This window comes from Cryptosporangium phraense (assembly GCF_006912135.1).
GTDB lineage: Bacteria > Actinomycetota > Actinomycetes > Mycobacteriales > Cryptosporangiaceae > Cryptosporangium > Cryptosporangium phraense.
The window spans coordinates 218,619-230,134 of sequence record NZ_VIRS01000008.1 but is presented as its reverse complement, the minus strand read 5'-3'; the positions used below and the strand labels follow the sequence as shown (position 1 = coordinate 230,134).

General features: G+C 73.4%; 10 protein-coding genes. 5 read left to right on the top strand and 5 right to left on the bottom strand.

The window, feature by feature from the left end; all coding sequences use genetic code 11:
- Positions 1 to 137: 137 nt before the first annotated feature.
- The gene (locus FL583_RS14150) at positions 138 to 830 is read left to right on the top strand and encodes a Crp/Fnr family transcriptional regulator (protein ID WP_142705071.1); all 693 of its coding nucleotides are present in this window, start codon (positions 138 to 140) and stop codon (positions 828 to 830) included.
- A gap of 412 nt (positions 831 to 1,242) precedes the next feature.
- Positions 1,243 to 4,866 carry an adenylate/guanylate cyclase domain-containing protein gene (locus FL583_RS14145; protein WP_142705070.1) on the top strand — a complete coding sequence of 1,208 codons (3,624 nt, stop codon included), beginning with the start codon at positions 1,243 to 1,245 and terminating at the stop codon, positions 4,864 to 4,866.
- Here the strand turns inward: FL583_RS14145 and FL583_RS14140 are convergent.
- Genes FL583_RS14140 through FL583_RS14130 form a run of 3 tightly spaced genes read right to left on the bottom strand, consistent with a single transcriptional unit; the run spans position 4,830 to position 7,351 of the window.
- On the bottom strand, positions 4,830 to 5,462 hold the full coding sequence (locus FL583_RS14140; RefSeq protein WP_142705120.1) for a response regulator transcription factor: 633 nt from the start codon (positions 5,460 to 5,462) through the stop codon (positions 4,830 to 4,832). The two genes, FL583_RS14145 and FL583_RS14140, sit on opposite strands and share 37 nt — an antisense overlap.
- Positions 5,463 to 5,499: 37 nt before the next feature.
- Positions 5,500 to 6,642 carry a MacS family sensor histidine kinase gene (macS, locus tag FL583_RS14135; protein WP_205752123.1) on the bottom strand — a complete coding sequence of 381 codons (1,143 nt, stop codon included), beginning with the start codon at positions 6,640 to 6,642 and terminating at the stop codon, positions 5,500 to 5,502.
- A complete protein-coding gene (locus FL583_RS14130) occupies positions 6,632 to 7,351 on the bottom strand; it encodes a lysophospholipid acyltransferase family protein (RefSeq protein WP_142705069.1) in 720 nt (239 codons plus the stop codon). Before FL583_RS14130 ends, macS begins: the two co-directional genes overlap by 11 nt.
- A 320-nt stretch (positions 7,352 to 7,671) precedes the next feature.
- On the opposite strand from FL583_RS14130, the gene FL583_RS14125 reads away from it, so the two are divergent.
- From FL583_RS14125 to FL583_RS14115, 3 genes are all read left to right on the top strand, one after another.
- Positions 7,672 to 8,454: an alpha/beta hydrolase gene (locus tag FL583_RS14125; protein WP_142705068.1), complete on the top strand. Its 783-nt coding sequence runs from the start codon at positions 7,672 to 7,674 to the stop codon at positions 8,452 to 8,454.
- On the top strand, positions 8,451 to 9,542 hold the full coding sequence (locus FL583_RS14120; RefSeq protein WP_142705067.1) for a hypothetical protein: 1,092 nt from the start codon (positions 8,451 to 8,453) through the stop codon (positions 9,540 to 9,542). Before FL583_RS14125 ends, FL583_RS14120 begins: the two co-directional genes overlap by 4 nt.
- An 80-nt stretch (positions 9,543 to 9,622) precedes the next feature.
- Positions 9,623 to 9,892 (top strand): hypothetical protein, encoded by a 270-nt coding sequence (locus FL583_RS14115; RefSeq protein WP_142705066.1) that lies wholly within the window; start codon positions 9,623 to 9,625, stop codon positions 9,890 to 9,892.
- On the opposite strand, the gene FL583_RS14110 is transcribed toward FL583_RS14115, so the two are convergent.
- Positions 9,877 to 10,518, bottom strand: a complete 642-nt coding sequence (locus tag FL583_RS14110) for an endonuclease/exonuclease/phosphatase family protein (protein ID WP_142705065.1) — start codon at positions 10,516 to 10,518, stop codon at positions 9,877 to 9,879. The genes FL583_RS14115 and FL583_RS14110 overlap by 16 nt on opposite strands.
- Positions 10,515 to 11,459 (bottom strand): ROK family glucokinase, encoded by a 945-nt coding sequence (locus FL583_RS14105; RefSeq protein WP_142705064.1) that lies wholly within the window; start codon positions 11,457 to 11,459, stop codon positions 10,515 to 10,517. Before FL583_RS14105 ends, FL583_RS14110 begins: the two co-directional genes overlap by 4 nt.
- Positions 11,460 to 11,516 lie beyond the last annotated feature (57 nt).

Here is an 11,516-nt window from a genome sequence, read left to right as displayed (position 1 = left end):
GGAAGACGCCCATATCGCTTTTTGGTCGGTCCCGCTGTCAGACATACGACAGGACACGGCATCATGGTCGGCCAGACGACCATGTGAACCCAGCCGGGTGAACCCACACGGAACGAGGCGACCGGGACGATGCAGCGATGACCGTACCGACACCGAACCTACCGGCGGACGACCCGCTGGCCGGCGTCGACCTGTTCGCCGGTCTGGCGCCCGCCGTGCGCAGCCGGGTGGCCGCCGCCGCCGTGCCGCGCAGCTACCGCCGCGGTCAGCTGTTGTTCCTGGAGAAGGATCCGGGCGACTCGCTGATCATGGTCCGGCGCGGTGCCGTGTCGGTGTTCCGGACGGCCCCCACCGGTGATCGGGCGCTGCTCTACGTCGTGCGGCCGCCGGGCGTCCTGGGTGAGTTGGCACTGCTCGACGGCGGTAGCCGGTCGGCGTCGGCCGAGGCGCTGGAGGAGACACACGTGCTCGCGCTCTCCCGCGGGGCGTTCCTCGAGCTGGTGCGGACGCAGCCGCCGATCCTGGACGGCGTCATGCGGTCGTTCGGCGGGCTGATCCGCCGGCTCACCGACCAGACGTCCGACCATATCTTCCTCGACCTGCCCGGCCGCGTGGCCAAGACGCTGATCCGCCTGGTCGGCGACAACCGCTCGCCGGTCGTCACGATCGATCTGAACCAGACCCAGCTGGCCGAGATGGCCGGCGGCTCTCGTCAGAGCGTCAACCAGGCCCTCGGCACGTTCGCGACCCGAGGCTGGCTCCACACCGAGGGCCGCAAGATCGTCGTGACCGACATCCCCGCCCTCCGCCGCAGAGCAGGCATGACGTAACAACTTCAGTCACATGTGACCCATGTCTCAGTTGCGTCTGTAACGATCACACCCGTACAGACGAGTTCGTCGAGCTGGGACTCCGGAACGCGCACGGTCGAACCCGGCGGGTGACCGATTCCGGCGGAGTCGGTCCACGCCGTCTTCAAGGTGATGGTGACCATACTCGACATTCCACGCATAGCGGAGTTTCCGCCTCCCAGGCTCAAGTCGCCACACACCGTAATCGGGCCTCATCCGGACGTGTCAGAGAAGCGTCCGGTAGACGACTGTCAAAGCCACCGACCGGGTGAATATTGACGGGATGGGTGGCTCTCGGGCGATACCGCTGAGACGATTCACAGCAAATACACGACCGTTCAACGGAATCAGTAGCGAAGGCACTGCAGACCAGGTACGGGGGTGATCGCCCATGGACACGCACTGCGCGCGCTGTGCCGCCGTGGGCCGCCCCGGTGACCGGTTCTGCGGCCGCTGTGGCTCGGCCCTGCTCCGGAAGTGCCCGAGCTGCGCCACCGGGGTCGAGCTGACCGCCGAGTCGTGCCCGAACTGCGCCGCCGACCTCGCCCCGGCGGCCCGCGGCCTGCCGCTCACCGGCGTCGCGTCCCGCGAGGAGCGCCGGGTCGTCACGATCCTGTTCGTCGACCTCACCGGGTTCACGAACCTGGGCGAGCGGCTCGACCCGGAGGACCTGCGGGCCCTCCAGCAGCGGTACTTCGACACGGTCGCCCGCGCGATCCGCCGCCGCGGCGGCGTCGTCGAGAAGTACATCGGGGACGCGGTGATGGCGGTCTTCGGCGCGCCGGTCACCCAGGAGGACGACGCGGTCCGCGCCGTCCGCGTGGGCCTGGAGCTGCAGGCCGACCTCGACGGCCGGATCATCGGGCCGTCCGGCCCGCTGCGGGCCCGCGTCGGAATCGCGACCGGCGAGGTCGTCGTCGATCTGGACGCGATCCGGGACGGCGGTCAGGCGCTGGTCGCCGGTGACGTCGTGAACCTGGCGTCCCGGCTGCAGTCGCACGCGCCGGTCGGCGGCATCGTCGTGTCGTCGGCGACCTGGCGGGCCAGCCGGGAGTACGTCGAGTACACCGAGATGCCGCCGGTGATGGTCAAGGGCAAGGCCGGGCCGGTGCCGGTGTGGCGTCCGCTGCGGCTGGTGCAGCGCCGGTGGGACCGGCACCGCGACCACGGCCCGTTCGTCGGCCGCGGTCCGTACCTCGACCACCTGGCCGGGCTGCTCCGGGCGACGATCGACGACCGCGCGCCCCGGCTGGTGACCGTCGTCGGCCCGGCCGGTGTCGGCAAGAGCCGGCTGGTCCGGGAGCTGAACCGGCAGGCCGAGCAGTCGATGCCGGTCGGTATCCGCTGGGTCGGCGGCCGGTGCCTGGCCGGCGGCGAGGGTGGCCCGTTCGCGGCGATCGCCGAGGTCGTCACCGGCTACGCCGGGGTGCTCGAGTCCGACTCGGCCGACACCGCCCGGCGCAAGGTCATGGACTCGCTGCACGGCCTGCTCACCACGGCCGAGCGGGCCGGGGTGGTCGACGCGCTGGCCCCGCTGGTCGGGTACGCCGCTCCCGCGGTCGAGGCCGACGAGGCCCAGGCCGCCTGGCGGATGTTCTTCGCCCGGCTGGCCGCCCGGCGCCCGCTGGTCGTCGTGGTCGAAGACCTGGCGCTGGCCGAGCCGCCGCTGCTGGACTTCCTGCGTCAGCTCGTCGACAGCGTCGACGGTCCGCTGCTGGTGCTGGGCACGGCCCGGCCCGAGCTGCTGGCCCCCGGGCGGCGGGCCGGCTGGTACGACGCCGCCCACCCCCGGCACGCGCTGGTCGAGCTGCCGCCGCTGGACCCGCACGACACGCTGACGCTCTTCCGCGCGCTCTCCGGCGACTCGCCGATCCCGGACGACGCGCTGGAACACCTCACGGTGCTCGCCGCCGGTACCCCGCTCTACGCCCACGAGTACGTCCGGATGCTGGCCGACCAGCAGAGCGACGACTCCGAGGACGCGCTCCCGCTGCCCGAGTCCGTGCTGGCCGTGGTGGCCAGCCGTGTAGACCTGCTCGGGCCGCGCTCCCAGCGTGCGCTCCAGGCCGCGGCCGTGATCGGCGAGGTGTTCTGGCCCGGCGCGGTCGCGACCGTCTCCGAGCTGGCCCGCGACGAGGTCGAGGCGCTGCTGGCCGAGCTGCGGGCCAAGGCGTTCATCCGCCCGGCGACCAGCCACGTGCTGGCCGGCGAGCCCGCGCTGGCGTTCAGCCACGCGGTCGTGCGCGACCTGGCCTACCGCCGCCAGCCCCGGGCGCTGCGGGTCGTCCGTCACCAGCGGGCCGCGCGCTGGCTGCAGTCACACGTCACCGGCCGCACCACCGAGGCTGTCGACGCGGTCGCGCACCACCGGGTCGCCGCCCTGGAGCTGGCCCGCACCCTGCACATGGACGTCCGCCCGTTCCTGCCGCCGGCCCGCACCGCGCTGGTCGCGGCGGCCGAACGCGCGGCCAGCCTGCACGCGGCCCCGACCGCGGTCGACCTGCTCGACAAGGCGCTGGCCCTGTGGGAGAACGAGAACACGCTGACGCTCGACGAGCTGGCCGCGCTCGAACACCCCGCCGCCCGGGACGACGAGGTGGCCCGGCTGACCGCGCTGGTGCTGCGCTGGCGCCTGCGCTTCACGACCGACCCGGAGGGGTTCAGCGGCGCGGCCGACGTCGCCCGCTGCGCCAGCCAACTCGAGGTCCTCGGCGCCCGCGATGCGTCGGCGAGCGCACGCACCCTGCTCAGCCAGGTCGCCTGGGCCCGCGGCGACCGCACCGCGGCGCTCGCGCACCTCGACCGTGCGCTCGCCCCCTACGGCGCGGGTGACGAGAGCCCGGTGCGCGCGGCCGCGCACGCCGAGCTGGCCCGCCTGCGGATGATGAGCTACGAGGTCGACGAGGCGACCGCGGCCGCGAAGACCGCCGGTGACCTGGCCCGCCGGCTGGGGCTGCCCGAGCTCGAGGTGAACGCGCAGATCACCGAGGGCGCGGCCCGCTACCTCTCCGGCGACCTCTCCGGCCTGACGCTGCTCGAACGGGCCGTCGACCGCAGCCGCACCGACCACCTGCGGTCGCTGCGCCGGGCGTCCGAGAACCTGGCCGGCGCGCTGCAGGAGGAGGGCGAGATCGCCCGGAGCTTCGCGCTGCTCGACGAGGCCGCCGCGACCACGCTCGCGGCCCGCGGGCGTCCGCACCCCGGCCACACCCCGATGCGCGCGTACTTCGACGGCGACTGGGACGCCACGCTCGCCTCGGCCGACGCCGCGTTCACCGGCGACGAGACGCTCGACGCCGAGTGGGCCCACCTGCGGACGCTGGCCGCCTGGCTGCGCGCGCTGCGGGGTGAGGACTCGGGCTTCAACCCGGAGCTGATCGTCGTCACCGCGGCCCGGCACGGCACCCGGCTCGCGCTGGCCAACGCGCTCGCCCACGCGGCGCTGTACCGGGCCGTCACCGGCGCGGCCGAGCAGGCCACGGTCGCGATGCGGCGGCTGGAGGCCGAGCACGCGGCCGAGCCGCTGGCCCCGCGCGAGTGGCTCGCCGCCGCCGCCCACGCCGCGGTGCTGACCGGCGTCAAGTGCGGGACGTACGCCGAGCAGACGGCCGGGTGGCTGAAGAACGTGCTGGAGGCCGCGCCCCGCGAGACGCTGTGGGTGCGGGCGGCCCGGTCGGTCGTCAACGGCGCACTGGCCGCGCACAACGGTGACCACGGCACGGCCGCGCTGCACCATGCGGTCGCGGCCTCGGTCTACGAGCGGATGGGCGACGCGACCGACGCGTCGCTGGCCACGGCCTGGTCGCTGCGGGCGGCCCGGGCCGGCGAGGTCGCGCCGGTGCCTGAGCTCACCACCCGGCTGACCACGTTCGGCCTGCGCAACCGGGCCCGCCTGCTGCTCCGGCTGGCCAACAGCGACCCGCTCGACGGCGACCCCGCGAACGGGGACGTCCCCGACGACCCGGGGCCGATCACCGATCAGGACCCTTCGTCGAGCCCGGCCTCGATCGCGTAGCGCACCAGCCCGGCCCGGTTGTGCACCTGCAGCTTGTCCATGACGTTCTGCAGGTGGTTCTGGACCGTGCGGACCGACAGGCTGAGCCGGGTCGCGACCTGTTTCGCGGTCAGCCCGCGGGCGATCAGCCGTAGCACCTCGGTCTCCCGGCCGGTGAGCGCGGGGCCGTCGGCCGGTTCGGGGCCGGCCGCGAGCCGCCGGTACTCCCCCAGCACCAGCCCGGCCAGCCCGGCGGTGAACGCCGCCTCGCCCCGGGCGGTGCGGGCCACCGCGTCCACGAGTTCCTGTGCTCCGGCCGATTTGACCAGGTAGCCGGTGGCGCCGGCCCGGATCGCGTCGAGCACGTCCGGACGCTCGGCGCTGGCCGAGAGCACCAGGACCCGGCAGGCCGGGTCGGCGGCCAGGATGCGGGCGGTGGCCTCGACGCCGGAGAGCTCCGGCAGCTGCAGGTCCATCACCACGACCTGCGGACGCGTCGCGGCCGCGATCCGCACCGCGGCGGCACCGTCGCCGGCCGTCGCGACCACGTCGAACCCGGCCTCGCCGAGGTCGCGGGCGACCGCGTCCCGCCACATCGGGTGATCGTCGACGACCATGACGCGGCGGGGCCCGCCGGGAGCCGGAGTGACTTCGTCACCGTGGGACACGGAACTCCACTTCTGTACCTTCGCCGGCTTCGCTGGTGATACGGACCGACCCGCCGAGTTCGCGCACCCGGCCGCGGATCGACTGAACCACACCGAGTCGACCCTCGGCCGCGGCCTCCGCCAACCGCCCGGCCGGCACTCCCGGGCCGTCGTCCCGGACGACGACCAGCACCGCGTCCGGCTCGTCCTCGATCACCACCCAGGCCCGCGCCCCCGGCGCGTGCTCGGCCACGTTGTGCAGCGCCGCGCCGATCGCGGCGGCCACCTCGGCGGCCGCGCCCGCCGGGAGCATCACCGGCTCAGCCGGCGCCACCAGCTCGATCGTCGAAGCGGCGGTCGACGGTGAGACCAGCGCGGTCAGGTCGACCTCCCCGTCGGCGGGCGCGGCCGAGCCGCCGGTCATCAGCGCCCGCAGCGCGGCCTCCTGCTCACCGGCCATCTCGGCCAGCTCCCGGCCCTCGCCGTCGAGCTCCGCTCCGCGTCGCTTGACCAGCGCCAGCACCTGGAGGACGCCGTCGTGGATCTGCCGGGCGAGGCGGTCCCGCTCGGCGACCGCGCCCTGCTCCTGCCAGACGTCGATCATGATCCGGTCGACCTGACGCAGCACCTCGGCGACGTAGCCGATGACGATCGCGGCCAGCAGCACCAGGATCATGTTGTGCACGGTGCCCCGGGTGGGCTGCCCGCTCACCACGACCACGTTCGCGACGCCCAGCCCCAGCGTCGCGAGCAGCCCGCCGACGATCTCCCAGCGCAGCGCCCAGGCCATCACCGCGGTCGCGGCCCAGACCGTCGGCACCGTGAACTCGCCGCCGGCGATGCGCTCCGGGGTCTCGACCAGCCGGGTCGCCAGCACCGTGGCCAGCGTCACGACCAGGTCGACGACGAGCAGCGCGGGCGTCCGGAACCGCGGCCGGGCGTAGCAGTACGTCGCGACGACGCTCCACCCGGCCATCACCGCCAGCGTGGCCACGCACCAGGCCGGGTGGGCGACGCGTCCCAGGTCGTCGAGATTGAGCGCGGTCGCGTAGACCAGCGTCAGCCAGCGGAACGCGGCCAGCGCCCGCCACCCGGTGACCTCGACCGTGAAACCGGCCGGCCGGCGACCGGGACCGATCTCAGGCGGCAACGCTCTCGGCGGCGCGCTGCCCGGCGTCGGCCGGGGTGGTGTTGTTCTTGACCGAAGCGGCGTAGACGTCGACGTACTGCTGACCGGAGAGCTGCATCAGGTCGTACATGATCTGGTCGGTGACCGACCGCTCGACGAAGCGGTTGCCGGCCAGGCCGGCGTAGCGGCTGAAGTCGAGCGGCTTCCCGACGCGCATGCGGACGCGCATGATCCGCGGGATCAGCTGACCGATCGGCTGGACCTGGTCGGTGTTGATCATCGCGACCGGGACGACCGGGACCCCGGTCTGCAGCGCGAGCCGGGCGACCCCGGTCTTGCCCCGGTAGAGCTTGCCGTCGGGCGACCGGGTGCCCTCCGGGTAGATGCCGAGCGGGTGACCCTCCGCGAGGACGCGCGCCCCCGTCGTCAGGGCCGCCTCGGCGGCCGAGCCGGAGGTCCGGTCGATCGGGACGCAGCCGGCCGCGCTGAAGAACAGCCGGGAGAACATCCCCTTGACGCCCTTGCCGGTGAAGTACTCGGACTTGGCCAGGAAGACGATGCGGCGCGGGACCATCAGCGGGAAGAAGAACGAGTCGCTGAACGACAGGTGATTACTGGCCAGGATGACCGGGCCCGTGGCCGGAATGTTCTCGACGCCTTCGAGCACCGGCCGGAAGAACAGCCGGAGGAAAGGCCCGATCAGGATGTATTTGCACACCCAGTAAAACACCAGACCTCCTCAGGACCTGTGCGGATCGAGCGTACCGGTGTTCTGCTCGCCGGCCGAGCGCTCGGCGTGTCGGACTCCTTCTACCCCCTAGTGGCGTTCACCACGCTCACCGCGCGGGTTCACGGCCGGGCGATCCATGCCGAATACACCCTTCCCGGACTGGTGAGACGGGCGTTGTCCCATGCGTCTCATCCGACTCACTGGTCCGGGCGGTGTCGAGGTGGATCGAACGCGCCGCCGATGACGCCGCCTCGTGTCACGATGGGGTCCGACGCTCGCCGCGGGACCGCTCCTCCCGTGGCGCTCCTGGGAGGTGTGACGTGTCCGTGCTGCCCGGCGCAGAGCCCTTCCTGTTCGACGCCGGATCCGACGCACCGGCGGGCATCCTGCTCAGCCACGGCTTCACCGGTTCCCCGAAATCGATCCGCCCGTGGGGCGAGGCCCTGCACGCGGCCGGTTACACGGTGTCGTGCCCGCTGCTGCCCGGCCACGGCACCCGCTGGCCGGACCTGAACCGGACGACCTGGGAAGACTGGTACGCCGAGGTCGAACGCGAGTACCTGGCGCTGCGCGAGCGGCTCGCCCCCGGCACGCCGATCGTCGCCGGCGGGCTGTCGATGGGCGGCACGCTGGTGACCCGGCTGGCCGAGGTGCACGCCGGGCTCCCGACCGCACCCGCCGGGCTGCTCCTCGTGAACCCGTCCTACTTCACCCTGCGTAAGGACGCGGCCCTGCTGCCGGTCGCGAGCAAGCTGATCGGGTCGTTCCCGGGCATCCGCAACGACATCAAGAAGCCGGGCCAGGACGAGCTGGCCTACTCGCGTCTGCCGCTGAAGGCCGCGGCCTCGCTGAGCAAACTCTGGAAGGTCGTGCGGGCCGACCTGGGGAAGGTCACCGTGCCGATCCGGCTGTTCCGCAGCGCCGACGACCACGTGGTCGAACCCGAGAACAGCGCGACGCTGCTGGCCGAGGTGTCGTCCACGGCCGTCTCGGAGACCGTGCTGACCGACAGCTTCCACGTGGCGACGCTCGACAACGATGCACCGGTGATCTTCGCCGGCAGCGTGGACTTCGTCGGATCGCTCCTGGCCGGTGCCAGATGAGCGGCACCGCGGGGCGTCCGCACCGGGGGCGGCGCGACAACGGCCTGGACGCGACCGAGTTCGTCGCGCTGGCCGACGTCGACCCGCGGATCGGTGAGCACCTGCTCGACGTGCTGGGCATCGTCGGGATCGCCGCGTTCCTGGCTCCGAGCGCCGACCTGAACCCGGTGGTGCGCTCGACGTCGCTGCCGGCCCGGCCGACCGACCGGCTCTGGGTCGACCGCGAGCGGCTGGACGAGGCCCGGGGGCTGCTCGAGGCCGTCCAGGAAGACGCGGTTCAGAACGAGTCGGCCGCCGGGTCGTCGTCCACCGAGGAGAGCATCCAGGCGGCGCCGCAGCGTCCGATCGAGGTCGACGTCGACGCCGAGTGGGAGAAGATCATCGCCGGGTACGACGCGACGGCGGCGCCCGAGCGTCCACGGCGGACGGCGGTGCCGGAGTCCGACGCGCCGGGGCCGCGTCCGGATCCGACCGCGAGCGCAGCTCCGCCGGCCGACCCGACCGCCGATCCGCTTCCGGTCCGGAGGCCGGGCGCGGCCGATCAGCCGCTCCGTCCGGAGACCGACGCGGACGCCGAGGCCGGCGCGAGCCCGGCCGCCGAGGCCGACACCGAAGCACCACCGGCCGAGCGGAACCGCCGGGCGTCCGACCGTCGCGAGACCGACGGAACCGGCCCCGACCGGTCGGCGACCGACCACGTCCCGGACGACCGCGGTGACCCGAAGGGGCCCGAACGGCGGGAGCCGTTCCGGCCCGAGCTGCTCCGGGCCGACCTCGCCCGCCCGACCGGCCGCGATCGCCTGACCGGCACCGACGCTCCGCCGACCGACTTCGACACCGATCCGGACGAGGGCTACGAGCCGCCCCCGCCGCCGCCCCTGCCCCGGCTGTCGCTGCCGGTCATCGGCGCGCTGCTGGCGATCGCGTGCGGGCTCGTGCTGCTGTTCCGGTCGGGGACGCTCGGGCTGAGCGAGCACGTCCGGCTGCTGCTCTCGCTGGTCGGCATCCTCGGTGGAGCGGGTGCGCTGGTCTGGCGTCTGCGTGACGGGTGGAGCGACGACGACCCCGACGACGGCGCGGTCGTTTAGCAGGTTTTGCTCGGCTGTCACGTAGTAGCCGCACGCACGTACACCGGGGCCCTCACCGTGAACGGTGGGAGGTGGTCGCGATGACCGGAACGCTCGCCCCGATTCGGTACCTGAACCGCCGGGAGCAGGTGCTCGCGCTGTGGTGCTCGCTCACCGGACACGAGCCGAGCCGGTTCGACGAGCCCGAGCGGGAGGCGCTGCTGGCCCGCACCGAGATCGCGGCGCTGGCCGAGGTCCCGGACTCGGTGCTGCTGGACGCCGGACAGGCCGTGCGCCGGGGCACGTCGTTACCGCTGGAGCGGTGGCTCGCCGCCGTGCGGGTGGTGCGGCCGCATCAGCGCGTGAGCTGAACGTCGGCCACGACCGGCCGGTGGTCGCTGGCCACGCGGGTGTCGGGCATGTCCAGGACGCGGTAGTCGCGCACCGGTAGCCCAGGCGTCACGAAGAGGCCGTCGATCCGCCGGGTGCGGAACGTCGGCGACGGGTCGTCGGTGCCGGCGTCGGCCAGGTGGGTGGCCAGCGCCTTCCACGCGGGACCGCCGTCGGTCTCGTTGATGTCCCCGCCGAGGATCGTCGGCTCGTCCGGCAGCGCGTTCAGGAGCACCGGCACGTGCGCGACCCGTTCCGGTTCGGTCAGTCCCAGGTGGACGCCGACCGCGGCGAAATCCGCGCCCGCCAGCGAGGCCCGCACGACCACCGCCGCCCGGGGGTGCTGCCCCCGGGTGAACGGCAACCGGACGATCGCGGTGTCCCGGATCGCCACCGCCAGCGACACGAGCACCAGATTCCCCGACGCCCCGCCCTGGGCCACGACGAGCCCGCACCTCCGGGCCAGTTCGGCCGCCCGGGCCCGCCACCGGAAGACCCGGGGCGCCTCCTGGATCAGTGCCACCTGCGGGGCCACGCCCACGACGGTGCGCACCAGCGCGTCCACGTCGTCACGGAGTCCGTGGACGTTCCAGGTGAGGACTTTCACCTGATGCGGGCGAGGTCGGCCGCGCCGACCAGGCCGGCCTTGTTGCCGAGGGCCGCGATCCGGACCTCGGCCACGTCGGTGCGGCCGCGGAGCGCGGTGACCTTCGCGTAGGTCTCCCGGGCCGGGATCGACATCAGGTCACCGGCCTCGGCGACCCCGCCGCCGAGGATGATGCACTGCGGGTCCCAGCCCGACACCAGGTCGGCCATCCCCCAGCCCAGCCAGTCGCCGAGGTCGGCGAACGCGGCCAGCGAGGCCGCGTCACCGGCCTGTGCGGCCCTGGTCACCATCGGCCCGTCGATCGCGTCGACGTCCCCGCCGGCCATCTCCAGCAGGACGCGGGCCGCCGCCTTGTCTTCGCGGGCCTGCTCCTTGGCGAAGCGCACCAGCGCCTTGCCGCTCGCGTACTGCTCGAAGCACCCGCTCGCACCGCAGCCGCAGGGGTGGCCGTCGGGCACGACCCGGACGTGACCGAACTCCGCCGCGACCCCGAAGTGGCCGCGGTAGATGTCGCCGTTCACAACCGCGCCGCCGCCGATGCCGGTGCCGACCGTGATCAGGATCAGGTGGTGCTGGTCCTGACCGGCGCCGAAGCGGTACTCGGCCCAGGCCGCCGCGTTCGCGTCGTTCTCGACGACGACCGGGACGTCGACCCGCTCCTGGATCCGGTCCTTGAGCGGCTCCCGGCGCCAGGCCAGGTTCGGCGCGTGCAGCACGACCGAGCGGGATGCATCGATCCAGCCCGCTGCGCCGACGCCCACGGCCTCGACGTCGTACTCCTCGTCGAGCTCGCGGACGACCTCGGCGATCACCCGAGCGGTGTCGTTCACGTCCTGACTCGGAGTGGGCCGCCGCACGGTCGCCAGCACCTCGCCGTCCGGAGTGACCACTCCGGCCAGCACCTTCGTTCCTCCGACGTCGACTCCGACGGTCAGCGTCACGCGCCCCTCACCACTCTCCGATTCGCTGTGTCGCAGCGTATGGCACGGCGAACCGGA

What these genes read in the sequence shown, in the direction of transcription:
- FL583_RS14150 (WP_142705071.1), top strand. Translation starts at nt 138, where the DNA reads ATGACCGTACCGACACCGAACCTACCGGCGGACGACCCGCTGGCCGGC.
- FL583_RS14145 (WP_142705070.1), top strand. Translation starts at nt 1,243, where the DNA reads ATGGACACGCACTGCGCGCGCTGTGCCGCCGTGGGCCGCCCCGGTGAC.
- FL583_RS14140 (WP_142705120.1), bottom strand. Translation starts at nt 5,462, where the DNA reads ATGGTCGTCGACGATCACCCGATGTGGCGGGACGCGGTCGCCCGCGAC.
- FL583_RS14120 (WP_142705067.1), top strand. Translation starts at nt 8,451, where the DNA reads ATGAGCGGCACCGCGGGGCGTCCGCACCGGGGGCGGCGCGACAACGGC.
- FL583_RS14115 (WP_142705066.1), top strand. Translation starts at nt 9,623, where the DNA reads ATGACCGGAACGCTCGCCCCGATTCGGTACCTGAACCGCCGGGAGCAG.